The following is a 25,647-nucleotide window of genomic DNA, read 5'->3' as shown; positions in this document are numbered from 1 at the left end:
ACCCCGACAACACCCGCCGTAACGTGGGAAGTTGAGCGGGCGTGTCGCGCGGCGCGGGGACACCTGGGGGCAGACACGGCCGTACCCCCGATCGGGCTGATCGGGGGTACGGCGGGGGTGTTGCGGTGGCCGGAATTCGACCTGTTGGACGGCTCGGACGGCTCCGGGTCAGACCTCGATCGTCCGCGGCTTGTACGAGGGCCGCTTGGCCTCGTACGCGGCGATGTCCGCCTCGTTCTGAAGGGTGATGGAGATGTCGTCCAGGCCGTTCAACAGCCGCCAGCGGGAGTTCTCGTCCAGCTCGAAGCTCGCCGTGATGCCCTCGGCGCGCACCTCGCGGGCCTGAAGGTCGACGGTGATCTCGGCCTCGGGGTCCTTCTCGCTCAGCTCCTGGAGGGCGTCCACGATCTTCTGGTCCAGAACCACCGTGAGCAGGCCGTTCTTGAGCGAGTTGCCGCGGAAGATGTCGGCGAAGCGCGAGGAGATCACGGCCTTGAAGCCGTAGTTCTGCAGCGCCCACACCGCGTGCTCACGGGAGGAGCCGGTGCCGAAGTCGGGGCCGGCGACCAGGACCGTGGCGCCCTTGCGCTCGGGCTGGTTGAGGATGAACTTCTCGTCCTTGCGCCAGGCCTCGAACAGCCCGTCCTCGAACCCGTCCCTGGTCACCTTCTTGAGCCAGTGAGCAGGGATGATCTGGTCGGTGTCGACGTTCGAGCGGCGCAGCGGGACGGCCCGGCCGGTGTGCGTGGTGAATGCTTCCATGACTCTCAGACTCCAGCGGCGACAGGGGCGTCGGACAGGTCGGCGGGCGAGGCCAGGTGGCCCAGCACGGCGGTCGCGGCCGCGACCTGCGGCGACACCAGGTGGGTACGGCCGCCCTTGCCCTGCCGGCCCTCGAAGTTGCGGTTGGAGGTGGACGCGGAGCGCTCACCGGGGGCCAGCTGGTCCGGGTTCATGCCCAGACACATCGAGCAGCCCGCGTGCCGCCATTCGGCGCCGGCCTCCTTGAAGACGACGTCCAGGCCCTCGGAGACGGCCTGAAGACCCACGCGCGCGGAGCCGGGGACGACCAGCATCCGTACGCCGTCGGCGACTTTGCGGCCCTTGACGAGTTCGGCGGCGGCACGCAGGTCCTCGATGCGGCCGTTGGTGCACGAACCTACGAAGACGGTGTCCACCTTGATGGAGCGCAGCGGCTGCCCGGCCTCCAACCCCATGTATTCCAGGGCCTTTTCGGCGGCGAGGCGCTCCGAAGCGTCTTCGTACGAAGCGGGATCGGGGACGTTCGCCGAAAGCGGGGCGCCCTGGCCCGGGTTGGTGCCCCAGGTGACGAACGGCGACAGTTCGGCGGCCTCGATGACGACCTCGGCGTCGAACTCGGCGTCCTCGTCCGTCTTCAGGGTCTTCCAGTACGCGACGGCCGCGTCCCAGTCCTCGCCCTTGGGGGCGTGCGGACGGCCCTCCAGGTAGTCGAAGGTGGTCTGGTCGGGGGCGATCATGCCCGCGCGGGCACCGGCCTCGATCGACATGTTGCAGATGGTCATGCGGGCCTCCATCGAGAGCTTCTCGATGGCGGAGCCGCGGTACTCCAGGACGTAGCCCTGGCCGCCGCCCGTGCCGATCTTGGCGATGATCGCCAGGATCAGGTCCTTGGCGGTGACGCCGTCGGGCAGTTCGCCGTTGACCGTGATGGCCATGGTCTTGGGGCGCACCAGCGGCAGCGTCTGGGTGGCCAGCACGTGCTCCACCTGGGAGGTGCCGATACCGAACGCCAGACCGCCGAAGGCGCCGTGCGTGGAGGTGTGGGAGTCGCCGCAGACGACGGTCATGCCGGGCTGGGTCAGGCCCAGCTGCGGGCCGACGACGTGCACGACGCCCTGCTCGACGTCGCCCAGCGGGTGCAGGCGCACACCGAACTCGGCGGCGTTCTTGCGCAGCGTCTCCAACTGGATGCGCGAGACCGGGTCGGCGATCGGCTTGTCGATGTCGAGGGTCGGGGTGTTGTGGTCCTCGGTGGCGATGGTCAGGTCGAGCCGGCGCACCTGGCGACCGCTCTTGCGCAGACCGTCGAAGGCCTGCGGGCTGGTCACCTCGTGCAGCAGGTGCAGATCGATGAAGAGGAGGTCGGGCTCGCCCTCGGCGCGCCGGACGACATGGTCGTCCCAGACCTTCTCCGCGAGTGTCCTACCCATCGCTTTCCCTCCGGTCGGCCAGAGCCGCGCCGACCCAACTAGAAGATCTTGTGGAGGCGACGCCCTCGGCCCCTGTTCCCGGGCACCCGCCGCCAGGCCCGTTGGTCTGCGGGCCGCTGTGCCTACAAGGGTTGCGCGTCTCACGAAAAAAGGAACTTGCGTTTCACAGAGTGAGACGTGAGTATCGTTTCATGGACAACAGTAGCGGCGTCGGCGTTCTGGACAAGGCAGCCCTTGTTCTGAGCGCTCTGGAGTCCGGACCCGCCACCCTCGCAGGGCTGGTGGCGGCCACCGGACTGGCACGACCCACGGCCCACCGGCTGGCCGTGGCTCTGGAACACCACCGCATGGTGGCACGCGACATGCAGGGCCGTTTCATTCTCGGTCCGCGCCTTGCCGAGCTGGCCGCGGCCGCCGGCGAGGACCGCCTCCTCGCGACGGCCGGCCCGGTGCTCACGCACCTGCGGGACATCACCGGCGAGAGCGCCCAGCTCTACCGCCGCCAGGGCGACATGCGCATCTGCGTCGCCGCGGCGGAGCGCCTGTCCGGCCTCAGGGACACGGTCCCGGTCGGCTCGACGCTCACCATGAAGGCGGGCTCCTCGGCCCAGATCCTGATGGCCTGGGAGGAGCCGGAGCGCCTGCACCGCGGCCTCCAGGGCGCCCGCTTCACGGCCACGGCCCTGTCGGGCGTACGGCGTCGGGGCTGGGCCCAGTCCATCGGCGAGCGCGAGCCGGGCGTCGCGTCCGTCTCCGCGCCCGTGCGCGGCCCCTCCAACCGCGTGGTGGCCGCCGTCTCGGTCTCCGGCCCCATCGAGCGCCTGACGCGTCACCCGGGCCGTATGCACGCCCAGGCGGTCATCGACGCGGCGGCCCGCCTCTCCGAGGCACTGCGCCGCACGGGTTGAGGGCGCGCCTGTCGATCCGAGGTCCGGCCCCAACGCCGCGGCAGGTCCTCGGACCGACAGGGAGATGCCCGACCTTCTTGGGGGCGCGGGGAACTGCGCGACAAGCCACGACGTAGAGTCGGCCGGCTGACGGCCCGAGGGGGCTGATCGCGCAGTTCCCCGCGCCCCTAACGCGTCACCTTCCCCGACCTGTGAGCGAACCGTTCCTTCGCTGAACGTCCCCTTCGCTCCACCGGCACCTGTCCATGCGCCGCCGCCAGTCCGAAGGCCGGCATGTCCGCGTAGATCGACTCGTAGGACCCCTCCGGCACCACGTACGCCTCGTGCCACAGCCCCACGTGCTGACGCACCTTCCCCGCCTTCTCCTTGCGGTTGATGATCGCCCAGGCCCGGTGGTGGAAGGTCTCCGGCGCATGCGCGTACGCGTACAGCTTCTCCTTCGACTCCCAGTACTGGACGACGTAGTACGTCCGCGGGGAGGCCGTCAGCAGGACGTGGGACAGCAGCCCCCGCTCCGGTGCCCGCGACAGCTCCCGCAGCATCCGCGGCATGGCCAGGAGGACCGGGACCCAGTGGTGCACGGCCCAGAAGTGGTTGATGCGCATCCCGATCAGCAGGACGACCACGTCCCCCTCCGTGGACGCGGTGGTGCGGCCTGCGGCGACCTTCTTGCCGAACATGGGGCCCCCTAAGTGGTGAGCAGCACTGTCCGAGCGCGGCATGCTTGGATAGTGCCGGTATCCGAGAGGGGGCGCAAGAGATGCGGCTGACCGAACTCAGCGAGCGCAGCGGTGTGTCCACCGCGACGATCAAGTACTACCTGCGCGAAGGGCTGTTGCCGCCGGGCCACCAGGTCAACGCCACCACCGCCGAGTACGACGAGGAGCATCTGCGGCGGCTGCGGCTGGTACGGGCGATGATCCAGGTCGGCAAAGTGCCGGTGGCCACGGTCAGGGAGGTGCTGGGCCATGTCGACGACGACTCCCTGCCCCGCGCGATGCGCCTGGGCGCTGCGGTCTGGGCGCTGCCGCAGGTGCCGGAGCCGGACGCCGACGACGAGTTCGTGCGGGGCGCGCGGGCGGCGATGGAGGAGTTGCTCGAGACGCTGGGGTGGTCCCACGCGCAGGCCATGACGGACGTCTCCCCCTCGTTCCGCTCCCTGGTGGTGGCGGCGGCCGCGCTGCGTCGTCTCGGCTACGACTGGAGTCCCGAAATCCTCGTGCCCTACGCGCGGTTGATGCGTCAGGTGGCCGAGCTGGACATGGCGTTCATGGAGTCGCACGTGTCGGAGGCCGAGAAGGCCGAGGTCGCGGTGCTGGGTGCGGTGCTCGTCGAACCGATGCTCCAGGCACTGCACCGACTGGCCCAGGAGGAGGAGTCGACGCGGCGGTACGGCTTCGCGTGAACCCCGCACACGGCGAAGGCCCCCCACCGAAGTGGAGGGCCTTCCTCTACGTACCCCCGACCGGATTCGAACCGGCGCTACCGCCTTGAGAGGGCGGCGTGCTAGGCCGCTACACAACGGGGGCGTGGAGCCTGCGTTTCCGCAGGTCCGAGCTGGTCTACCTGGACTCGAACCAAGAATGACGGTACCAGAAACCGTAGTGTTGCCAATTACACCATAGACCAATGCGATGTATAGAAACGCGTACCCCCGACCGGATTCGAACCGGCGCTACCGCCTTGAGAGGGCGGCGTGCTAGGCCGCTACACAACGGGGGCCCTAGCGATCCTGCATGAGAATCAGTGGGTGCGACCCTGACTGACCCTCCGGGAAGGATCTGTACCCCCGACCGGATTCGAACCGGCGCTACTGCCTTGAGAGGGCAGCGTGCTAGGCCGCTACACAACGGGGGCTTCGCGGAGTTGATCTCCGCCTGCAGATGAGCTCTGCGAGCTGGCCTACCTGGACTCGAACCAAGACTAACTGAACCAGAATCAGTCGTGCTGCCAATTACACCATAGGCCACTGGAACGCAAGCCCCTACGGGGATCTTGTTCTAGTACTGCTCCTCCGGTGGCCGGCCTTTCGGCCCGCTCCCCGGCGGCGCAGGAAGAACATTACCCGAAGGTGGACGGGGCTCCAAAACGGGTATCCGCGCCGAGGATCGCGGGGAGTTCACCGAGGGAAGCGATGCGATGGGTGCCGTCGGGTGCCTCGACGGTCGCGTACGGGCCCTCGCGGGCGATCCAGACCGACAGCAGTCCGGCGTCAGCGGCGCCCCGCCCGTCGATCTCCGGATGGTCACCGACGTACGCCACCTGGTGCGGGGTGAGCTCCAGGGCGTCGCAGGCCGCGAGGAAGGCGCCGGGCTCGGGCTTGGAGACGCCCAGTTCGGCGGCGCACAGGATGACCTCGAAGCGGTCGTGGAGGCCGAGGACGCGCAGCTTGTGGTCCTGGACGGTGAGGCTGGAGTTGGACAGCACGGCGTGCCGGTGGCTGGCGGCGAGGGCGTCCAGGACCGGCACGACGTCCGGGAAGAGGGCCCAGGCGGCCTCGTAGTGCGTCATGTACCGCCGGAACCAGGCGTCGGCCTCGGCGGCGCCCAGGGGTGTGCCCAGGAACGCCCGGATGCGCTCGCGGCGCTGCTCCTCGAAGGACAGCTCCCCCGCCGAGAACCGCGCCCACTGCCGGTCGGTGATCTCCCGCCAGCGCAGGAGGGCCTGCTCGGGGGTCTCGTCCCCGGTGAGCAGCCCCTCGGCGGCGAGATGGGACCGCATGCCCTCGCGGTCCGCGGTGGTGTAGTCGAAGAGGGTGTCGTCGACGTCCCAGACCACGGCCCGAATGCTCATGATCCGACGGTAACCCGGCAGCCCCGGGCACGTCCGGCGATTGCGGCGCCTCAGGTGGGGTCGGGCGCCACGAAGAAGTCCGTCAGGAAGCAGGTGACCTCGCCGGCGGCGGTGCGTCCGATCCAGGTGGGGTAGAAACCGTCGCCCCAGCCGGAGGTGAACGCGGCCAGGGTGTGGCCGGTGGAGGCGGAGGTGACCAGGTGGGGTCCCTGCGACCAGTCGCTGTTCTCGAAGGCGTCCCACAACGGCCCCTCTTCCTCCTCGGTCCCGGGGAAGGCCTCCTCGGCCGAGGCGTCGTAGAAGCATCCGGTGCCGGCGTCGACGCCGTAGCCGAAGAACTCGTCGCCCTTGAGTTCGGCGGGGTCCTGTTCCGGCTGGAGGGCCAACTCCCAGGTCGCGGTGGGCTCGTCGCGGATCACCAGGCGGGCCGCCGCCACCCGCCGGTGGGGGTGCCCGGCCGGGGGCTCGCCGGGGCGGGTGAGGGTCGCGACGGCCGCGTCGACGCGGTAACGGCCGGGGGCGACGGTGACGGTGAACGGCTCGATGTCCCCGGACCCGAGGTAGACGAAGGGGTCGCAGGCGACGACCCGTCCGGTGGGCAGGTCGAGCATCCCGCCGTCGGCCACGTCGATGACACCGGTCTGCCCGGACTCGTAGGCGAACGTGCTGCCCGGCGTGAACAGCCAGGTGTAGTCACGAGGGGACATCGGCATGACGGGGCCCTTCCGGATCTTGAGTTCGATGCCGGAACCCTAGTGCGCCCCACTGACAACGCCGAGGGGCGGCGGCCGCCACGGCCACCGCCCCTCCACGCGCGTGTGGCGCTACGCGGCCAGCTTCGCCAGCGCCGCGTCGATCCTCGCCAGCGTCGTCTCCTTGCCCAGGATCTCCAGGGACTCGAAGAGGGGCAGACCGACCGTGCGGCCGGTGACGGCGACGCGGACCGGGGCCTGGGCCTTGCCGAGCTTGAGGCCGTGGGCCTCACCGGCGGCCAGGACTGCCTCCTTGAGGGACTCCGGGGAGGTCCAGTCCGCCGACTCCAGCTTCTCGCGGGCCGTGCGCAGGAGGGCGTCCGAGCCCTCCTTCATCGCCTTGGTCCAGGAGGGCTCGTCGAAGACCGGCTCCGGCAGGAACAGGAAGTCGACGTTGTCGGTGATCTCGGAGAGGACCTTCAGCCGGGTCTGGGCGTGCGGGGCGATCGCGTGCCACTTCGTCTCGTCGAAGTCCTCCGGCGCCCAGGGCGCGAAGGGGGCCCTCAGCCAGGGCTCGCAGCGCTCCGTGAAGTCCTTCACGTCGAGCAGGCGGATGTGGTCGGCGTTGATCGCCTCGCACTTCTTCAGGTCGAAGCGGGCCGGGTTGGGGTTCACGTCCGCGATGTCGAAGGCCGCGACCAGCTCGTCGGTGGTGAAGATGTCCTTGTCCGCGGAGAGCGACCAGCCGAGCAGGGACAGGTAGTTGAGCAGGCCCTCGGGCAGGAAGCCGCGCTCGCGGTAGAGGTTGAGCGAGGCCTGCGGGTCGCGCTTGGAGAGCTTCTTGTTGCCCTCGCCCATCACGTACGGCAGGTGACCGAAGGCGGGCACGGTCTTCGCGACGCCCAGCTCGATCAGCGCCTTGTACAGGGCGATCTGGCGCGGGGTGGAGGAGAGCAGGTCCTCGCCGCGCAGGACGTGCGTGATCTCCATCAGCGCGTCGTCGACCGGGTTCACGAGCGTGTAGAGGGGCGCCCCGTTGGCTCGTACGATCCCGTAGTCCGGCACGTTCTCCGGGGTGAAGGTCAGCTCGCCGCGGACCAGGTCCGTGAAGGTGATCGTCTCGTCGGGCATGCGGAAGCGGACGATGGGCGTACGGCCCTGGGCCTTGTACTGCTCGACCTGGTCGGCGCTCAGGTCGCGGCAGTGGCCGTCGTAGCCGGACGGCCTGCCGGCGGCGCGGGCGGCCTCGCGGCGGGTGTCCAGCTCCTCCTGGGAGCAGTAGCAGTGGTAGGCGTGGCCGGCGTCCAGCAGCTTCGCGGCGACGTCCTTGTAGAGGTCCATGCGCTGCGACTGGCGGTACGGCGCGTGCGGGCCGCCGACCTCGGGGCCCTCGTCCCAGTCGAAGCCCAGCCAGCGCATCGAGTCGAGGAGCTGCTGGTACGACTCCTCGGAGTCGCGGGCCGCGTCGGTGTCCTCGATGCGGAAGACCAGGGTGCCCTGGTGGTGCCGGGCGAAGGCCCAGTTGAACAGGGCGGTGCGGACCAGGCCCACATGGGGGTTACCGGTGGGCGAGGGACAGAAACGTACGCGGACGGGTGCGCTAGCCACGCTTGACAACCTTGTTGGTGAGAGTGCCGATGCCTTCGATGGTGACGGCGACCTCGTCGCCGACGGTGAGCGGCCCGACGCCTGCCGGGGTGCCCGTGAGGATCACGTCGCCGGGGAGCAGCGTCATGGCCTCGGAGATGTTGACGATCAGATCCTCGATGGAGTGGATCATCTCGCTGGTGCGGCCGAGCTGGCGTTGTTCGCCGTTGACGGTGAGCTGGATCGTCAGGTCGGCGGCCGTCTCCAGGGCCAGGCCGGTCTCCACCCAGGGGCCCAGCGGGCAGGAGGTGTCGAAGCCCTTGGCCCGCGCCCACTGCTTCTCGCGCTTCTGGACGTCCCGGGCGGTGACGTCGTTGGCGCAGGTGTAGCCGAAGATCACGTCCTTGACCCGCTCGCGCGGGACCTCGCGGCACATCCTGCCGATCACGACGGCCAGTTCGGCCTCGTGGTGGACGTCCGCGGAGAAGGAGGGGTACTGGATCTCGTCGCCGTGCCCGATCACCGAGGTGGAGGGCTTGAAGAAGGCGAACGGGGCGTCCGGGACCTCGTTGCCGAGTTCCTTCGCGTGGTCGGCGTAGTTGCGCCCGTACGCCACGACCTTGTTGGGGAGCACCGGCGGCAGCAGCCTGACCTTGCTCAGCGGGACCTTCGTACCGGAGAGCTCGAAGTCCGCGAACGGGATGCCCTTGATGATGTCGAGGACGAGCTCGTCCGGCCTGTCGCCCTCGACCGCGCCGAAGGCGACGTTCCCGTCGATGGAGAATCTGGCGATGCGCACGGGATCTGGGCGCCCCTCTACTCGGCCGGCTGGAGTCTGACGCTCCAGGCTAACGCGGTAAGGGGTCGGTGCCGCGCGCAATACGCCCGGGTCACCTGCCCGACGGGCGGTGATCCGGGCGCGCTACGGTTACTTGGCCGCGGAGGCCGGGATCTCCATCAGGACCGTGCGCCGGGGGTTGGCGGTCTGGGCGGGGAGGTCGAGCGGGTGCTCCGGCTGCTCCTGGGTCTGCAGTGCGTCGGCGTCCTCGAGGTGCGCCAGCGTCGTGCGCCGCGGGTTGGCAATGTTGCGGAACATCATCGTCGTCTTCACGGTTGTACTCGACCTCGGATGTGGTGGGTTGGACAGTTGCGGCCTTCTTGTAAAGCGTCAGGCTAAACATGCCATTCCCCTCCGAACTCGCGAAGACCCCATGATCGGCGTGTGAGTTTGCTCACTGACCTATGGGCAAATCGGACAATTTCGAGCCTCAATCCACCCCAACGAAACGGACATTGGCTCCCTGAAGCCCTCATTCCGCTCCTGATCATGGCGACTGGGACACCTACCCCCGCGGGTGGACTCGCGGATTTATGTCCGATATGAACGGGAACGCTTTCCACACCCCGTGACGCGGTCCTCACGAGGTGTCACGTAGGTCACGGTCTGACCCACGGACCTTGTTGGAGATCCTGCACTGTGCTGGAATTCCACGGACCGCCGCGGGATCGAACCGGCGCACAGGGGGCGCTGAGAAGCGCCGAGCGGCGGTGAGAAGGGGGAGCCAGCGCCGGTCACTCACGACCATCCGGGGTGCGTATTCAGGGCGCTCCCCACAACGCCGACACCGTGCTCCGCCGTTCTGCGGAGGAGCGCCTGGTCCAGAGGTTGCGACGCTAGTGCAGGGACGTTTCAAGAGGGATGGCAGCGCTTCGGCCGAGCCGGAGCGGCACGGCGGGACTGGCCCCAATGTCGGCAGTTCCTCCCCCCAGCACGCCCAGAACCCGGGCCCGGCACCGTCGCCCGACGGTGGCTCCGGCGCCGGGCGCCTCGGCACGTCGGCGTCCCCGGGCCCGGACGTCACGCCGACGGTGAAGCCCCCCAAGGGCCCGACCGGCCCCGGATCGCGCATGGCCCTGCGCAACTGGCGCATCTCCACGCGCCTGGTGTCGCTGCTCGCGCTCCCCGTCGTGGCGGCCACCTCGCTGGGCGCGCTGCGCATCAACGACTCCATGGACGACATCCAGCAGCTCGACAACATGAAGCTGCTGACGGAGATGACCAAGCAGGCCACCGAGCTGGCGGCCGCCCTCCAGGAGGAGCGTGACCAGTCGGCCGGCCCGCTGGCGCACAACTCCACGGCGAGCAACATCACGGTCAAGGGCTTCCGGGACAAGACGGACCGGGCCGCGACCAACTTCATCGCCGCCGCCGAGGACATCGACACCTCCAGCAAGGACGGCAACCTCCAGGGCGTCCGCGACAGCCTCGTCGGCCTGGTCCGCGACCTGGACACGCTCAGCAAGATCCGCAGCGACGCCTACGAGACCCAGGGCAACGCGACCCAGACGGTGGAGTCCTACCACCGGCTGATCACCCACCTGCTGGACCTCTCCCAGGACATGGCAGAGGCCACCAGCAACCCGGACATGATCCAGCGCACCCGCGCCCTGGCGGCCTTCTCCTCCGCCAAGGAGTACGCCTCCATCCAGCGCGCGATCCTGGCCGCGGCCCTGCCGGCCAACAACACGAGCCTGGGCAGGCTCACCGAGAACGACCGGTTGTACGCCCAGGGCGCCCTGGAGAGCGAGGAGTCCGAACTCAACAGCTTCCGGAGCATCTACGGCGACGACGGCGCCGAGGAACTCCTCAAGCCCATCGAGGACGGCAGCTCCACCATCGAGGCCGCCGACCAGTACGCCGGGCGTGCCTTCGGCCGGCCGGAGGGTCTGGCCGACCTGGACCGCCGCTCCTACAAGGACTGGGTCGACGACAGCTCGACCAAGATCCAGCAGATGGGCAACATCGAGCACACGCTGCTCGAGGACATGGAGCAGAAGGCCCGCGAGCTGCGCAGCGCCACCGAGCGCGACGCGATCATCGCCGGTGCGCTGATCCTGATCGTCCTCGGTGTCTCCCTGGTCGGCGCCTTCGTCGTCGCCCGGTCCATGATCCGCTCGCTGCGCCGCCTCCAGGAGACCGCCACCAAGGTCGCCCAGGACCGCCTGCCCGAGCTGGTCAAGCAGCTGTCCGAGTCCGACCCGCAGGACGTCGACACGTCCGTGGAGTCGGTCGGTGTGCACTCCCGGGACGAGATCGGCCGGGTGGCCGCGGCCTTCGACGACGTGCACCGCGAGGCGGTCCGCCTCGCCGCCGAGCAGGCCCTGCTGCGGGGCAACGTCAACGCGATGTTCACCAACCTCTCGCGCCGCTCCCAGGGCCTCATCCAGCGTCAGCTCTCGCTCATCTCCGAACTGGAGTCCCGCGAGGCCGACCCGGACCAGCTGTCCTCGCTGTTCAAGCTGGACCACCTCGCGACCCGTATGCGCCGGAACGGTGAGAACCTCCTGGTCCTCGCGGGTGAGGAGCCCGGCCGACGCTGGACCCGTCCGGTCCCGCTGGTCGACGTGCTCCGCGCCGCCGCCTCCGAGGTGGAGCAGTACGAGCGCATCGAGCTGGCCGCGGTGCCGACCACCGAAGTGGCCGGCCGTGTGGTCAACGACCTCGTGCACCTGCTCGCCGAGCTGCTGGAGAACGCGACCTCCTTCTCCTCGCCGCAGACCAAGGTCAAGGTCACCGGTCACGCGCTGCCCGACGGCCGCGTCCTGATCGAGATCCACGACACGGGTATCGGCCTCTCCCCCGAGGACCTCGCGGCGATCAACGAGCGGCTCGCCTCGCCGCCCACCGTGGACGTCTCCGTCTCCCGCCGCATGGGTCTGTTCGTGGTCGGCCGGCTGTCCCAGCGCCACGGCATCCGCATCCAGCTGCGCCCGTCCGACTCGGGTGGGACGACCGCGCTGGTCATGCTGCCCGTCGACGTCGCCCAGGGCGGCAAGAAGCCCCAGCCCAAGCCCGGTCAGGGCGCCCCCGGTGCTCCCGCGGCGGCGCAGGCCGCCGCCGGTGTGGCCGCGGCCCGCCGTGGCGGCGGCAACGGCCAGGGCGGCGGCGCCCTCGGCGCCGGCGCCCCCTCGGGCGGACGGCTGGGCGCAGGCCAGGGTCCGCGGGCCGCGCTGCCCGGCAGTGGCCAGGGCGGTCGCCCCGGTGCGCCGGGCGGACAGCGTGGACCGCAGGGTCCGGGTACGCCTCCGCAGGGCCGGCCCGCTCCGGCCGGTGCCGGTTTCGGCGGCCAGGCGCCGGGTGCCCCGCAGGGTCTCCAGGCTGCGGGCACGGGCGGTCCGGGTCAGGACGCCTTCAGCGGCCAGGACGCTTTCGGCGGAGGCCAGGACGCCTTCGGCGGCCGGAGTTCCGTGCCCCCGCAGCCGCAGGCCCCGAACCCCGGCCAGGCCCCCGAGCCGCAGGGCCGGCGCCGTCGGCCGCAGCTGCCGGGCCGCGGTGGCCCGCGGGCCGAGCTGCCCGGCGGCAACCAGCAGCCCCGCACGCCGAGCTGGAGCGACGAGAACGCCCAGCCGCCGGTGCCGCGCGCCTCGCTGGACGTCCCGCGCGGCCACGACGAGCAGGACCCCGCCGCCACCTCCCGCATGCCGCGGATCGAGGACCACCAGGGCCCGGCGAGCACCTCCGAGTTCCCCCGCCCGGACTTCGACGCCCCGCAGAACACCGGGCAGTACCCGCGGCAGGGTGCGAACGGTCCGCAGCAGACCGGGCAGTTCCCGCGGCCGGGTTCCAACGGCCCGCAGGACACGGGTGAGTTCCCCCGCCCCGTCGCGAACGACCCGCAGAACACGGGCCAGTACGTCCGCCAGGACGTCTTCGGCACCCCGTCCGGACAGAACGGCGGCTCGCAGACCGGCCAGTTCGCGAGCCCGCAGGCGTACGACAGCGGCTCGACGGGCCAGTTCGCGATGCCGGGTTACGACGGCGGTTCCACCGGCCAGCACTCCCTGCCGGGCCGTCAGGACCCGTCGTCCACGGGCCAGTTCGAGCGCCCCCAGACCAACGGCGCCGACTTCGGCGCCCCGCGGCCGCCCATGCCGCCGCGGCCTCAGCAGCGGCCGGTCCGCCAGGAGCCCGAGGCGCTGCCGCCCGCGGGCCCCGGAGACGGCCGTACGCCGCTGTACGACACGCTGGAGACCAACTGGTTCCACGGCAGCCAGCAGCAGGGACAGGGGCAGCCGGCCAACGGCAACGGCTCCTCCCCCGCTCAGGCTCCGCGGCAGCAGCAGGCTCCGGCGGCCCCCCAGCGACCCGCGGCCTCCGCGGCCTGGCGCAGCTCACCGAACGACGACCTCGTCCGGCAGGCAGAACGCGTCCGGCAGCCGGCCGCGGGCGGTGTCACCACCTCCGGCCTGCCGCGCCGGGTGCCCAGGGCGAACCTCGTCCCGGGTACGGCTCAGCAGCAACAGCACCAAAGCGGTCCTGCTGTCTCGCGTGCGCCTGACGACGTGCGCGGTCGGCTGACCAATCTCCGTCGGGGTATCGCACAAGGACGTCAGGTCGGCGGCAACGGCCAGACGGGCAGTTTCCCGAACCCCACTCACCAGCAGGAGCGTTAGTTGAGCCCGATGAGCCAGGCGGCACAGAACCTCAACTGGTTGATCACCAACTTCGTGGACAACACCCCCGGGGTGTCCCACACCGTCGTCGTGTCCGCCGACGGCCTTCTGCTGGCGATGTCCGAGGGCTTCCCGCGCGACCGAGCCGACCAGCTGGCGGCCGTCGCGTCCGGGTTGACCTCGCTCACGGCGGGCGCCTCACGGATCTTCGAGGGCGGCAGCGTGGCCCAGACCGTCGTGGAGATGGAGCGGGGATTCCTCTTCCTCATGTCCGTCTCGGACGGTTCGTCGCTCGCGGTCCTCGCCCACCCGGAATGCGACATCGGCCTCGTCGGCTATGAGATGGCACTGCTCGTCGACCGTGCGGGAGCCGTGCTCACGCCCGACCTGCGAGCCGAGCTGCAAGGCAGTCTGCTCCACTGACCCCACAGGATCCACCCGTCTCACCAAATCACCGTCCGGCCGCCACAATCCCCCCACCGGCCTCACCAGACGGCTAGCCAGACCGACTTGCTGTCCCGCCCGGAGGATTCATGACCCCGCCCACCGCCTCTCATGATCCGTACGCGGAGCCGTACGAGGATGAGGGCGACCAGCCGCTGGTACGTCCGTACGCGATGACCGGCGGCCGGACCCGGCCGCGCTACCAGCTTGCCATCGAGGCCCTGATCAGCACGACGGCCGACCCGGCGGCGCTGATGGGGCTCCTCCCCGAGCACCAGCGCATCTGCCATCTGTGCCGTGAGGTGAAGTCGGTCGCCGAGGTCTCGGCGCTGCTCGCCATGCCGCTCGGGGTGGCCAGGATCCTCGTCGCGGACCTCGCCGAGGCCGGACTGGTGGCCATCCACCAGCCGGGCGGCGACGAGAACAACGGCGGCGCTCCCGATGTGACGCTGCTCGAAAGGGTGCTCAGTGGACTTCGCAAGCTCTGACGCGGGGCGGGCGACCACCTCCGCGAAGATCGTGGTGGCGGGTGGCTTCGGCGTGGGCAAGACCACGTTCGTCGGCGCCGTCTCCGAGATCAACCCGCTGCGCACGGAGGCCGTCATGACGTCCGCGAGCGCGGGCATCGACGACCTCACCCACACCGGGGACAAGACGACCACCACGGTCGCCATGGACTTCGGCCGCATCACGCTCGACCAGGACCTGATCCTGTACCTCTTCGGTACGCCCGGACAGGACCGCTTCTGGTTCATGTGGGACGACCTGGTCCGCGGCGCCATCGGCGCGGTCGTCCTGGTCGACACGAGGCGCCTCGCCGACTGCTTCCCCGCGGTCGACTACTTCGAGAACAGCGGCCTGCCCTTCGTCGTGGCCCTCAACGGCTTCGACGGGCACCAGCCGTACGCTCCCGAGGAGGTCCGCGAGGCCCTGCAGATCGGTCCGGACGCCCCGATCATCACGACGGACGCCCGGCACCGGTCGGACGCCAAGAGTGCCCTGATCACCCTGGTCGAGCACGCCCTCATGGCACGCCTGCGGTAACGCCCTCAGGACATGTCGACCAGCTCCCAAATCAACATCGCCGTACGGCAGTTGTCGTAGATGTCCCGGAGCCGGCTGTGGCCTTGGACACGGTCGGCCCCGGTGTTCATAACGTTTCGGCAGAGGAATCGGGTGGTATGGCCACGCGTGGTTGCCAACCGGTCTCGCTGCGCTCACAACAGCCCCGTCATTTGACGGGGCTCGCTCTTTATGACCGTTTTATCTGGGGTTTACATCACGCGGAATCCCCGCGTACCACTGTTTGGTGGTGCGCAGGACGTCGTGCTGGAATGCCTGAACTGCCCAATAGTCAAAGACGTACTCACTAGTCGATGACGCACTGGGCTCTGAGAGACTGCGGCACAACGTAGGTGCCGACCCCTCCGAGAGGTTGTTGGTCGAGTGAGGCGAAGCAAGAACGGTCCCGAGCCGTCGGCCCGGGGCAACTTCACCCCGCCGCCGCGCGGAGCGGCGCCCGCCCCTGTGTCCGGTCCGGAGCCGACGGCCCCGCCGGCGTCCAGTGGTGGCCGGTTCTCCCCGCGCAACTGGCGGGTGCCCACCCGGCTGAACGCGATCCTGCTCATACCCGTGATCGTCGGCCTCGTCATGGGCGGCTTCCAGGTCAAGAGCTCGATCGACACCTGGCGCGAGGCCGAGGACGCGGAGAGCACCGCGCGTCTGGTGCGGGCCGCTCTCAGCTACGCCGACGCGCTCTACAACGAGCGCGACAGCAGCGCCGCTCCTCTGCTGAGCGGCCAGGGCCAGGACAACGCCACGGTCGTCGCCGCCCGCAAGAAGACCGACGAGGCCGCGGACGCCTTCGACGAGGCCGCCCAGAACATGCCGCAGAAGGCGGGCCTGGAGCGCCGCCTCAAGCTGTTCCGGGACGGCGAGGGAAGCCTCCAGACGCTGCGCGCCGGCGCCTACACCTCCTCCAAGCTCACCGGTGTGAAGACCGAGGAGGGCTACACCCAGGTCGCGCACCCGCTGACGGAGTTCGCCAACGAGCTCGGTCTCGGCACCGGAAACATCACGAGCTACGGCCGTACCGTCTACGCCATCGAGCTCACCAAGGCGGCCCTGTCGCTGCAGCGCTCCATCGGCATGCACCTGCTGATCAAGCCCGGCCCGGGGCTGAGCAGCTTCGCCAGCCAGAAGGTCGCCCTCTCCTCGTACGCCTACCTGGAGGGCATCGCCGTCGAGGAGTACGTCGGCGGTGGCACCGAGGCCGACGCGGCGAAGCTCGACACCGCGAAGAAGCAGATCCAGACGGAGGGCGCGGCGCTGGCCAAGGAGGCCGCCGCCAAGAACCCGGACTACGTCCCGCCGCCGTCCAACCCGACGGACATGGTCTCCGGCATCGCGCAGCTCCCGTCGATGGACGAGAGCGCCCGCCAGGCCCTCGCCAAGGACGGCGTCACCGCCGAGAACTGGTGGGCGGTCAACACCCTCAAGTACAACGCGTACCGCCAGATCGAGACCGACCTGGCCGACACCGCGGTGAACGAGGCCGCGAGCATCGCCGACAGCGCCAAGCGTGACGCGTTCATCGTGGGTGCCGCCGTCGTGGTCGCGCTGCTCCTCGCGTTCATCCTGGCCGGTGCGGTCGCCCGGCAGATGTCCCGCTCGATGCGCCAGCTGCGCAACGCCGCCTTCGGCATCGCCGAGCAGCGCCTGCCGATGCTGGTCGACCAGCTCTCGCGCACCGACCCCGGCCGCGTCGACACCCGGGTCGCGCCGATCCCGATCACCACCAAGGACGAGATCGGCGAGGTCGCCCGCGCCTTCGACCAGGTCCACCGCGAGGCCGTCCGGCTCGCCTCCGAGCAGGCCCTGCTGCGGGGCAACATCAACGCGATCTTCACCAACCTGTCCCGGCGCAACCAGTCGCTGATCGAGGGCCAGCTGACCCTGATCACCGACCTGGAGAACAACGAGGCCGACCCGGACCAGCTGGAGAACCTCTTCCGCCTGGACCACCTCGCCACCCGTATGCGCCGCAACGGCGAGAACCTCCTGGTCCTCGCCGGCGAGGAGCCCGGCCGCCGCTGGGACCAGCCGGTCCCGCTGGTCGACGTGCTGCGCGCCGCCTCCTCCGAGGTGGAGCAGTACGAGCGCATCGAGCTCTCCGGCGTCCCGGAGGCCGAGATCCACGGCCGCGCGGTCACCGACCTCGTGCACCTGCTCGCCGAGCTGCTGGAGAACGCCACCACGTTCTCCTCGCCGCAGACCAAGGTCCGCGTCACCGCGACCCGGCTGCCCGACGGCCGCATCATGATCGAGATCCACGACAAGGGCATCGGCCTGACCGCCGAGGACTTCGCGGACATCAACCACAAGCTGGCCAACCCGCCGACCGTGGACGCCGCGATCTCGCAGCGCATGGGCCTGTTCGTGGTCGGCCGGCTGTCCGACCGGCACGGCATCCGGGTCCAGCTGCGCCCCTCGGGCGAGCAGGCCGGCACCACCTCGCTGGTCATGCTGCCCGACGCGATCACCCACGGCGGCGGCGGCGAGCAGCAGCCGGCCGCGGACGAGTTCACCGTCTCGCAGATCATCCCGGAGCAGCAGTTCCAGGGCGAGAACTTCACCAACGGCGACAACGGTCTGCCGATGCGTACGGCCGCGGAGCTCGGCTTCGACGACAGCCGCTACTCCGAGGTCCCCGACGACATACGCGAGCTGGACCCGGTCGGCCGCTCCCTGATGCGTGAGGAGCGCCGCGCGGCCCTGGAGGCCCAGAACCAGGACCAGCCGGCCGCCCTGCAGGGTCCTGAGCCGTCGTACACCGACGGGTTCGACGCCTCCCCCGGCGTCCAGCAGAACGGCTACGACAACGGCCGCAACGGCTATGCCGAGCAGCAGCCGGCCTCGTACGACCAGCAGACGTCGTACGAGGAGGCGCAGCAGGCTCCGTACGAGGAGCAGCGGCAGACGGCGTACGAGGAGCCGAACCGTCCGGCGTACGAGGAGCCGTACTTCGCGCAGAACGGCGGCCTGCCGCAGAACGACACGTTCTCGCAGGGCGGCGGCTACCCGGAGCCCTCCTATGCGGAGCCGGTCCAGGAGGAGCCCGCGGCGGTGCACGCCGCTGCCCCGGAGACCTTCTCGGGCTTCGAGGAGCGCCGCTACCAGGATGACTGGCCGCAGTCGGACGGTTACCGCGGAAGCTACCCGGACCAGTACGCTCCGGAAGCGGAATCTGCGCAGGCCGCTGACGTGAGCGAGCGTGAGCGCGTAGGCTTCGACCGTCCGGGGCCGGCCCCCGCCTCCGTGGGTCACGAGCTGACCGACGCCGGGCTCCCCCGCCGTGGCTCCACCGGGAGCGGCGCGAACGGCTCGAACGGCACGCGGAACGCGAACCAGGAGTCGCCGGCCTCAGCGCCGGAGAGCAACGGCGGCGGCGACATCTGGCGCTCGGCCAACGACGCGCGGTGGCAGCAGGCCTCCCAGCTCCGGAAGCCCAAGGCGGGCGGGGTCACCTCCTCCGGTCTGCCGCGGCGGGTACCCAAGGCCAACCTGGTCGAGGGAGCCGCCGAAGCCACCCACCAGGGAGGCCCACAGGTCTCCCGTGCCCCCGAGGACGTCCGGGGCAGGCTGAGCAACCTGCGCCGCGGTGTCCAGCGGGGCCGCAACGCAGGCAGTGAAACGAACGGCCAGGGCTTCGGTCCTGACAGCACCTACAACCAGGAGCGTTAGTGTGAGCCCGATGAGCCAGGCGGCGCAGAACCTGAACTGGTTGATCACCAACTTCGTGGACAACACCCCGGGGGTGTCCCACACCGTGGTGGTCTCCGCCGACGGACTCCTTCTGGCGATGTCCGAAGGCTTTCCGCGCGACCGAGCCGACCAGCTTGCGGCCGTCGCCTCCGGTCTGACCTCGCTGACCGCGGGTGCCTCGCGCATCTTCGAGGGCGGCAGCGTCAATCAGACCGTTGTGGAGATGGAGCGGGGATTCCTGTTCATCATGTCCATTTCCGACGGTTCGTCGCTCGCGGTTCTCGCACATCCGGAGGCGGACATCGGCCTCATCGGGTACGAGATGGCACTTCTGGTGGACCGTGCCGGTACGGTCCTGACGCCCGATCTGCGTGCGGAGCTCCAGGGCAGCCTGCTCAACTGACAGACAGACGGTGCGTATTGGCGTCCCGGGGCCGTAAGGTTTCGGGACGCGGCTCCACACAGTGTGATGGGTGCCCGGCACAGTCGGAGGAGGAGAGAAAGTGGCAACACCCCCAGGTGGTTCATCTGGCAATTGGTCGTACGGCCCTGGCCAGGGTCAGAACGACGGTTCCCAGAACCCGAACCGCTACAACTTCCCCTCCGCACCGAGCCATCGGCAGCAGCCGTACGCGCCGCAGGGCCCCGGCCCGTCGCCGTACGACCAGCCGCCGGCCCCGCGCATCCAGCCCGTGCAGCCGCAGCGACGCTCTGAGCCGGCGCCCGCTGGGTCGTCGAACAACCCCTTGGTGCGTCCGTACGCCATGACCGGCGGCCGGACCCGCCCGCGCTACCAGCTCGCCATCGAGGCGCTGGTGCACACCACCGCGCAGCCGCACCAGATGCAGGGCCAGTTGCCCGAGCATCAGCGGATCTGCAACCTCTGCCGGGAGATCAAGTCGGTGGCGGAAATCTCCGCGCTTCTGACGATCCCTCTCGGCGTGGCCAGGATCCTCGTCGCCGACTTGGCGGAGGCGGGCCTGGTCGCCATCCATCAGCCCGGCGGCGACGAGAACGCCGGCGGCCAGCCAGACGTGACACTGCTCGAAAGGGTGCTCAGTGGACTTCGCAAGCTCTAGCGGCGGTCCTTCCCGCTCCACCACCTCGGCGAAGATCGTGGTGGCGGGTGGCTTCGGCGTGGGCAAGACCACGTTCGTCGGGGCCGTTTCGGAGATCAACCCGCTGCGCACAGAGGCCGTCATGACGTCCGCGTCGGCCGGCATCGACGACCTCACCCACACCGGGGACAAGACGACCACCACGGTCGCCATGGACTTCGGCCGCATCACGCTCGACCAGGACCTGATCCTGTACCTCTTCGGTACGCCCGGACAGGACCGCTTCTGGTTCATGTGGGACGACCTGGTCCGCGGCGCCATCGGGGCGATCGTCCTCGTCGACACGAGGCGCCTCGCCGACTGCTTCCCGGCCGTGGACTACTTCGAGAACTCGGGGCTTCCCTTTGTGATCGCCCTGAACGGGTTCGACGGGAACCAGCCGTACAACCCGGACGAGGTCCGGGAAGCCCTGCAGATCGGTCCGGACACCCCGATCATCACGACGGACGCGCGGCACCGGGCGGATGCGAAGTCTGCTCTCATCACGCTGGTCGAGCACGCGTTGATGGCTCGCCTGCGGTAGGACGTGGTTCTTGCGGCCACCGGGCTGCCACGGACGGTTGTGTGCCGTCTGCGGCAGCCCGGTGGCTTGTCGCGCCCACGGGGCGGAGCCGCAGATCGACACAGCCCCGCGCCCCTGAAAAGCCTCTAGGGCCCCCTCTCTCGGAGAGGGGGCCCTAGAGGCTTTGTACGAAGCTCAGTGCCAGCTGTGCGGGGCGCGGAAGCCGCCCTCGCGCTCCAGGCGGCGCCAGCCGGCCCTGGGGCGGCCTCGGTGGGCCGGGGTCTCGGAGGGCTGGGCCGCGGCGCGAGCGAGCAGGATCGCCGTGATGGCGGCGACTTCCTCGGGCTCGGCGTGGCCCTTCTCGACGCGGATGTCAGGGGTGCTCATAGGTCACAGTCTCCGTGAGAGAGGTTTCCGCCGGATTACTGCGGAGGGTTGCCGTGCTTACGGGAGGGCAGGTCGGCGTGCTTCGACTGGAGCATCGCCAGGGACCGGATCAGGACCTCGCGGGTTTCCGCGGGGTCGATCACGTCGTCCACCAGGCCACGCTCCGCCGCGTAGTACGGGTGCATGAGCTCGGACTTGTACTCCTTGACCATGCGGGCCCGCATGGCCTCGGGGTCCTCGGCCTCGGCGATCTGACGCCGGAAGATGACGTTGGCGGCACCTTCGGCACCCATCACCGCGATCTCGTTCGTCGGCCAGGCGTAGGTGAGGTCCGCGCCGATGGACTGGCTGTCCATGACGATGTAGGCACCGCCGTAGGCCTTGCGCAGGATCAGGGAGATCCTCGGCACGGTGGCGTTGCAGTAGGCGTACAGCAGCTTGGCGCCGTGCCGGATGATGCCGCCGTGCTCCTGGTCGACGCCGGGGAGGAACCCGGGGACGTCCAGGAAGGTGACGATCGGGATATTGAAAGCGTCACACATCTGGACAAAGCGTGCAGCTTTTTCCGATGCCTCGATGTCGAGGACCCCGGCGAGAGTGGAGGGCTGGTTGGCCACGATGCCGACGACCTGGCCGTCGAGGCGGGCCAGCGCGCAGATGATGTTGCGGGCCCAGCGCTCGTGGACCTCCAGGTAGTCGCCGTCGTCGACGATCTCCTCGATGACCTTGGCCATGTCGTACGGCCGGTTGCCGTCCGCGGGCACCAGGTCGAGGAGTACGTCGCCGCGCCGGTCGGCCGCGTCCGAGGACTCCACGCGCGGCGGGTTCTCCCGGTTGTTCTGCGGGAGCATCGACAGCAGGTAGCGCACCTCGGCGAGGCACGTCTCCTCGTCGTCGTAGGCGAAGTGGCAGACGCCGGACGTCTCGGCGTGCACGTCGGCGCCGCCGAGGCCGTTCTGGGTGATCTCCTCGCCCGTGACCGCCTTCACGACGTCCGGTCCCGTGATGAACATCTGGGACGTCTCGCGGACCATGAAGACGAAGTCGGTGAGGGCGGGGCTGTAGGCCGCGCCGCCGGCGCACGGGCCGAGCATCACCGAGATCTGCGGGATGACACCCGAGGCCCTGGTGTTGCGCTGGAAGATGCCGCCGTAGCCCGCGAGGGCGCTGACGCCCTCCTGGATACGGGCGCCCGCGCCGTCGTTCAGCGACACCAGGGGCGCCCCGGCCGCGATGGCCATGTCCATGATCTTGTGGATCTTCGTGGCGTGGGCCTCGCCCAGCGCGCCGCCGAAGATGCGGAAGTCGTGGGCGTAGACGAAGACCGTCCGGCCCTCCACCGTGCCCCAGCCGGTGATGACACCGTCGGTGTACGGCTTCTTGGCCTCCAGGCCGAAGCCGGTCGCCCGGTGCCGCCGGAGCTGCTCGACCTCCTGGAAGGACCCCGGGTCGAGGAGCAGCTCGATGCGCTCCCGTGCGGTCAGCTTGCCCTTGGCGTGCTGCGCCTCGGTCGCCTTCTCGCTGGGGCCGGCCAGGGCCGCCGCACGGATCTCGTGCAGCTCGGCCACCCGTCCGCGCGCGTCCGTCGGCTCGCCCGTCGACTCACTCGGCGCCTCATCCAAAACGGTCATGTAGCGACCTTACGAAGACCCGCGAGGAAAGCGAGCCGTCGACTCCTCACAGTCTCCGGCCCGTTTTCCTGGTGCGACCGAACAGAACCCTGGGGGCATGCAGGCGTTCCGACTGCTCAGGGGGCCTGACGCTTGTAGGGGTCCGACAAAGTCAGAGCGTGAGAGCCACCTCACATCCGTGCGAGGCGCATACCGTCCCCGGAGTGACGCGCAGGTGCAGAAGGCGGCCGGTGGCAAGCACCTCGACCGTGTCGTCGGCCCGCACCACCGAGCGCACGGGCCGGTTCCAGACGATCTCCAGCGGTTCGCCCGAACGGGGTGGTTCGGCGACCCAGAGCGTAGCGGTACGGCCGCTGCGGCGGACGAGCACGCTCGCCCCCGCCGACGCGGTGAGCGGACCCGCCGTGCCGGCCCGCCAGAAGTTCGCGGCGGTCAGGCCCAGGCGGTCGACGCGGACCGCCTGGCAGGCGCTGTCGTTGGCGAGGACCGACAGCCAGTGGCGGTCGGCAGCGCGGGCCGCGACGGTGCGGCGGGACGCCCCGGGCATCAGGACGTAGGCGTAGGAGGCGTCCACGGGGTCGGTGCCGTGGTCGAGCCAGAGGGTCTGCCAGCGCCGGGTGCGCCGTTCGGTGCTGCTGGAGGTGTTGATGTCGGACCAGGCGCCCGTGCGGTCCTCGCGCAGGGCGTGCAGGCCGTCGGGGACGAGCCAGCCTCCGTGCCCCTCCAGATGCGCCCAGCCCGGCCCCCGCACGAAGGACTGGGTGCCGCCCTCCCCCAGGTTGCGGTTGTCGACGACCGTCTCGACCGGGACCCCGTCGGCGCAGGTGATGCCGGCGCCGAGACAGATCACCGCGTCCGCCACGCAGAACCACGACTTGCGGGCCTGGAGCGTCGACCCCAGCCCCTTCAGGTGCTGGCCGATCGCCGCGTACTCGCCGTCGGTCGTGCCGCCGACCCAGCGGACGCCGGGTTTGGGCTCGCCCCATTCACCGCCGGCCCGGTCGGGAAGACGTCTGGTGGAGACCGTCGTGCCCGGGAGGCGGTACCAGTCGACGGTGGGCCAGTACCAGTCGGTGTACTGGCCCGAGTCGGCGGCCCACCAGGAGAGCATTCCGGCGCCGGTGTGCCAGCCGCGGGGGTTCTCGCCGTTGCCGCATTCGTAGGCGGCGATCCGGTCGCTCGCCATGGCGATGTTCGCGACGAACCCGGGGCGACGGTGGACGGCCCTGTCCATGGCGGCGAAGAGCCTGTGCCCGACGGGTTCGGGGGCGGCCGGGACGGGCGAGGCGGCCACCGCGTGCAGCCGGGCGAGGTCGGCCGGCTCGAACTGGCGTGCCGTCAGGATCGGCGCCACGGTGTCCCGTTCGATCCAGCCCTTGATCAGGCCGTGCCAGCGGGCGCGCTGCTGCTCGCCCGCCCCGCCCGCGAGCAGGGCGATGGCGGCGATGATCCCCTGGCCGTGGAAGTGGTCGCCGCGCAGGACGTGGCGTTCGTCGCCCTTGAGGTGACCTCGGCTGATGGCACGGCCGTTGACGCTGTCCATCACCAGCCCGTCGTGGATCAGCGGGGCGAAGGCGTGCTCGACGGCGTCGAGGACGGTCTGCCGGTCGGGGTCGGTCACCTCCCACGCGGAGCCGGCGAGCAGGGCGAAGAGGCGGCCGAGACCGTCGAGCAGGACCTGGCCGTAGGTGCCGGAGTAGGCGACCCAGGTGTGCTGGACGAAGGAGCCGTCGGCGTAGAGGCCGTCGCCCTTCGTGACGTACGGGAAGACCGGTGAGAGGGCGTCGCGGGCCAGGGCGATCCGGTCGGGGGCCCGGCCGAGGATCCCGCGCAGGGCGACGGAGCGGCACAGGTCGACGCGGTTGGCTCCGGTGGAGGTGCCGGAGTAGTCGGTGAGCATCGTGTCGGGGATGAAGTGGTCGACGGCGGCGCAGGCCGCGGCCTTCTGGGCGTCCGTGAGGTGGTCGTGGAGGGCGGCCGTGATGTCCATGAGGAGGCGGGGGCTGCCGATCTGCCATTCCCACCAGTTGCCGTAGCGCGTGGTGGAGGGGTTGTAGACGGTGGCGGACAGGTGGTCGAGGCCGCCGAGGAGGGCCGCGAGGAGGGTCTCGTCGCCGGTGGAGCCGGTGCCCTGCTGGACGTAGGCCCGGGTCATCGTCCACAGGCGGCCGTAGCTCCAGGTGATGCCGGCCGGGGGGTCGTAGGGGTGGCCAGGCCACAGGGAGGTGGGGGTCGGGGCCATGGTGGCGCGGTAGCCGCGGGCGAGTTCGCCGGTCTCGGCGAGGCGGGTGGCGTACGGCTCCGCCGCCGGGTCGTAACCGGTGCCGAGGGCGATGTCGAGCCAGCGCCGGCGGAGGGTGTCGTAGGGGTCGGCCGAGGCGGCGCGGGCGGACGGGGCGGCAGTGGCCAGGAGCGCCGCCGCGAGTAAGACGGCTCTGCGGGTGGGTCGCACGGGGGCTCTGCGCTGCGGGTTCATACAGGGCCGTCTACCACCGCGAGGGGATCACGCCAACACTGTGCGGATGATGTTGAAACTTGTATGGAATAGGTCTACGGTCGTTCGCGTTGAGTGGTTCAACGTTCAACATCCTCACTTAAAGGAGTTCCGTCATGGCGAACACCGACCTGACCGCACTGACCGGCGACTACACGATCGACACCGCTCACTCCAGCATCGGCTTCACCGTGCGGCACGCCATGGTCACCAACGTCAAGGGCAAGTTCAACGACTTCAGCGGCTCGCTGCACCTGGACGGCGGCGACCCGACCGCGTCGACGGCCTCCATCGACGTCAAGATGGACAGCATCGACACCGGTTCCGAGGACCGCGACGGGCACCTCAAGAGCGCGGACTTCTTCAAGATCGAGGAGTTCCCGACGATGACCTTCCGCTCCACCAAGGCGGAGGCGCTCGGCGACGAGGACTACCGCATCACCGGTGACCTGACCATCCTCGGCACCACCAAGCCGCTCACCATCGACCTCGAGTTCAACGGCGCCGCGAAGGACCCGTTCGGCAACGAGCGCGTGGGCTTCGAGGGCAAGGCCGAGATCAAGCGCTCCGAGTGGGGCCTGACCTGGAACGCGGCCCTGGAGACCGGTGGCGTCCTGATCTCCGACAAGATCAAGCTCCACTTCGACATCTCCGCGATCCGCAACGCGTGACCCCGTCGCC

General features: G+C 70.0%; 22 protein-coding genes and 5 tRNA genes. 11 read left to right on the top strand and 16 right to left on the bottom strand.

Going from position 1 to position 25,647, the window contains the following annotated elements; translation table 11 throughout:
- Positions 1-168 precede the first annotated feature (168 nt).
- Positions 169-762: a 3-isopropylmalate dehydratase small subunit gene (leuD, locus tag M2163_RS33810; protein WP_280849111.1), complete on the bottom strand. Its 594-nt coding sequence runs from the start codon at positions 760-762 to the stop codon at positions 169-171.
- A 5-nt stretch (positions 763-767) separates the two neighbouring features.
- Positions 768-2,192, bottom strand: coding sequence for a 3-isopropylmalate dehydratase large subunit (gene leuC, locus M2163_RS33805; protein WP_280849112.1), 1,425 nt, complete (start codon positions 2,190-2,192; stop codon positions 768-770).
- Between the two features lie 191 nt (positions 2,193-2,383).
- On the opposite strand from leuC, the gene ndgR reads away from it, so the two are divergent.
- Entirely contained in the window at positions 2,384-3,100 is a 717-nt protein-coding gene (ndgR, locus tag M2163_RS33800; RefSeq protein WP_007384919.1) for an IclR family transcriptional regulator NdgR, read from the top strand.
- A gap of 167 nt (positions 3,101-3,267) precedes the next feature.
- On the opposite strand, the gene M2163_RS33795 is transcribed toward ndgR, so the two are convergent.
- The gene (locus M2163_RS33795; RefSeq protein ID WP_280895845.1) at positions 3,268-3,780 is read right to left on the bottom strand and encodes a DUF4188 domain-containing protein; all 513 of its coding nucleotides are present in this window, start codon (positions 3,778-3,780) and stop codon (positions 3,268-3,270) included.
- Positions 3,781-3,860: 80 nt separating this feature from the next.
- On the opposite strand from M2163_RS33795, the gene M2163_RS33790 reads away from it, so the two are divergent.
- A complete protein-coding gene (locus M2163_RS33790; RefSeq protein ID WP_280849114.1) occupies positions 3,861-4,505 on the top strand; it encodes a MerR family transcriptional regulator in 645 nt (214 codons plus the stop codon).
- Between the two features lie 51 nt (positions 4,506-4,556).
- Here M2163_RS33790 and M2163_RS33785 read toward each other — a convergent pair.
- From M2163_RS33785 to M2163_RS33740, 10 genes are all read right to left on the bottom strand, one after another.
- Positions 4,557-4,629, bottom strand: a tRNA-Glu gene (locus tag M2163_RS33785).
- 28 nt (positions 4,630-4,657) lie between these two features.
- Positions 4,658-4,729, bottom strand: a tRNA-Gln gene (locus M2163_RS33780).
- Positions 4,730-4,749: 20 nt separating this feature from the next.
- Positions 4,750-4,822: transfer RNA gene (locus M2163_RS33775), tRNA-Glu, on the bottom strand.
- Positions 4,823-4,884: 62 nt separating this feature from the next.
- Positions 4,885-4,957: transfer RNA gene (locus M2163_RS33770), tRNA-Glu, on the bottom strand.
- 40 nt (positions 4,958-4,997) lie between these two features.
- Positions 4,998-5,069 (bottom strand) — tRNA-Gln (locus M2163_RS33765).
- Between the two features lie 92 nt (positions 5,070-5,161).
- On the bottom strand, positions 5,162-5,893 hold the full coding sequence (locus M2163_RS33760; RefSeq protein WP_280895844.1) for an HAD family hydrolase: 732 nt from the start codon (positions 5,891-5,893) through the stop codon (positions 5,162-5,164).
- A gap of 50 nt (positions 5,894-5,943) precedes the next feature.
- Positions 5,944-6,606, bottom strand: coding sequence for a DUF4241 domain-containing protein (locus M2163_RS33755; protein WP_280849116.1), 663 nt, complete (start codon positions 6,604-6,606; stop codon positions 5,944-5,946).
- Positions 6,607-6,717: 111 nt separating this feature from the next.
- The gene (gene gltX, locus M2163_RS33750) at positions 6,718-8,202 is read right to left on the bottom strand and encodes a glutamate--tRNA ligase (protein WP_280895843.1); all 1,485 of its coding nucleotides are present in this window, start codon (positions 8,200-8,202) and stop codon (positions 6,718-6,720) included.
- A complete protein-coding gene (locus tag M2163_RS33745) occupies positions 8,186-8,971 on the bottom strand; it encodes a fumarylacetoacetate hydrolase family protein (RefSeq protein WP_280849118.1) in 786 nt (261 codons plus the stop codon). The genes gltX and M2163_RS33745 overlap by 17 nt, the downstream gene beginning before the upstream one ends.
- Before the next feature lie 129 nt (positions 8,972-9,100).
- Positions 9,101-9,283: a hypothetical protein gene (locus M2163_RS33740; protein ID WP_280849119.1), complete on the bottom strand. Its 183-nt coding sequence runs from the start codon at positions 9,281-9,283 to the stop codon at positions 9,101-9,103.
- A 566-nt stretch (positions 9,284-9,849) separates the two neighbouring features.
- On the opposite strand from M2163_RS33740, the gene M2163_RS33735 reads away from it, so the two are divergent.
- The 8 genes from M2163_RS33735 to M2163_RS33700 all read left to right on the top strand — a co-directional run bounded on the left by M2163_RS33735 (position 9,850) and on the right by M2163_RS33700 (position 20,475).
- A complete protein-coding gene (locus M2163_RS33735) occupies positions 9,850-13,626 on the top strand; it encodes a nitrate- and nitrite sensing domain-containing protein (protein ID WP_280895842.1) in 3,777 nt (1,258 codons plus the stop codon).
- 9 nt (positions 13,627-13,635) lie between these two features.
- The gene (locus tag M2163_RS33730; RefSeq protein ID WP_003993189.1) at positions 13,636-14,049 is read left to right on the top strand and encodes a roadblock/LC7 domain-containing protein; all 414 of its coding nucleotides are present in this window, start codon (positions 13,636-13,638) and stop codon (positions 14,047-14,049) included.
- A 110-nt stretch (positions 14,050-14,159) separates the two neighbouring features.
- Positions 14,160-14,558 carry a DUF742 domain-containing protein gene (locus M2163_RS33725; RefSeq protein WP_003973454.1) on the top strand — a complete coding sequence of 133 codons (399 nt, stop codon included), beginning with the start codon at positions 14,160-14,162 and terminating at the stop codon, positions 14,556-14,558.
- Positions 14,539-15,114, top strand: a complete 576-nt coding sequence (locus M2163_RS33720) for an ATP/GTP-binding protein (RefSeq protein ID WP_007384912.1) — start codon at positions 14,539-14,541, stop codon at positions 15,112-15,114. Before M2163_RS33725 ends, M2163_RS33720 begins: the two co-directional genes overlap by 20 nt.
- A gap of 402 nt (positions 15,115-15,516) precedes the next feature.
- Positions 15,517-18,813: a nitrate- and nitrite sensing domain-containing protein gene (locus M2163_RS33715; protein ID WP_280849121.1), complete on the top strand. Its 3,297-nt coding sequence runs from the start codon at positions 15,517-15,519 to the stop codon at positions 18,811-18,813.
- A 10-nt stretch (positions 18,814-18,823) separates the two neighbouring features.
- The gene (locus tag M2163_RS33710; protein ID WP_004983065.1) at positions 18,824-19,237 is read left to right on the top strand and encodes a roadblock/LC7 domain-containing protein; all 414 of its coding nucleotides are present in this window, start codon (positions 18,824-18,826) and stop codon (positions 19,235-19,237) included.
- Positions 19,238-19,337: 100 nt separating this feature from the next.
- The gene (locus tag M2163_RS33705) at positions 19,338-19,913 is read left to right on the top strand and encodes a DUF742 domain-containing protein (RefSeq protein WP_280895841.1); all 576 of its coding nucleotides are present in this window, start codon (positions 19,338-19,340) and stop codon (positions 19,911-19,913) included.
- Positions 19,894-20,475 carry an ATP/GTP-binding protein gene (locus M2163_RS33700; RefSeq protein ID WP_026248371.1) on the top strand — a complete coding sequence of 194 codons (582 nt, stop codon included), beginning with the start codon at positions 19,894-19,896 and terminating at the stop codon, positions 20,473-20,475. The genes M2163_RS33705 and M2163_RS33700 overlap by 20 nt, the downstream gene beginning before the upstream one ends.
- Before the next feature lie 174 nt (positions 20,476-20,649).
- Here the strand turns inward: M2163_RS33700 and M2163_RS33695 are convergent, their stop codons facing one another.
- The 3 genes from M2163_RS33695 to M2163_RS33685 form a co-directional block, all read right to left on the bottom strand.
- The gene (locus tag M2163_RS33695) at positions 20,650-20,841 is read right to left on the bottom strand and encodes an acyl-CoA carboxylase subunit epsilon (RefSeq protein ID WP_037712356.1); all 192 of its coding nucleotides are present in this window, start codon (positions 20,839-20,841) and stop codon (positions 20,650-20,652) included.
- A gap of 35 nt (positions 20,842-20,876) precedes the next feature.
- Positions 20,877-22,472 (bottom strand): acyl-CoA carboxylase subunit beta, encoded by a 1,596-nt coding sequence (locus M2163_RS33690; protein WP_280849124.1) that lies wholly within the window; start codon positions 22,470-22,472, stop codon positions 20,877-20,879.
- Between the two features lie 151 nt (positions 22,473-22,623).
- Positions 22,624-24,948 carry a polysaccharide lyase 8 family protein gene (locus tag M2163_RS33685; protein WP_280895840.1) on the bottom strand — a complete coding sequence of 775 codons (2,325 nt, stop codon included), beginning with the start codon at positions 24,946-24,948 and terminating at the stop codon, positions 22,624-22,626.
- A 134-nt stretch (positions 24,949-25,082) separates the two neighbouring features.
- Between M2163_RS33685 and M2163_RS33680 the strand changes: the two genes are divergently transcribed.
- The gene (locus tag M2163_RS33680) at positions 25,083-25,637 is read left to right on the top strand and encodes a YceI family protein (RefSeq protein WP_280849126.1); all 555 of its coding nucleotides are present in this window, start codon (positions 25,083-25,085) and stop codon (positions 25,635-25,637) included.
- Positions 25,638-25,647: the final 10 nt, after the last annotated feature.

Origin of the sequence: Streptomyces sp. SAI-135 (genome assembly GCF_029893805.1) — a bacterium.
Lineage (GTDB): Bacteria > Actinomycetota > Actinomycetes > Streptomycetales > Streptomycetaceae > Streptomyces.
This window is presented reverse-complemented; position numbering and strand designations above follow the sequence as displayed.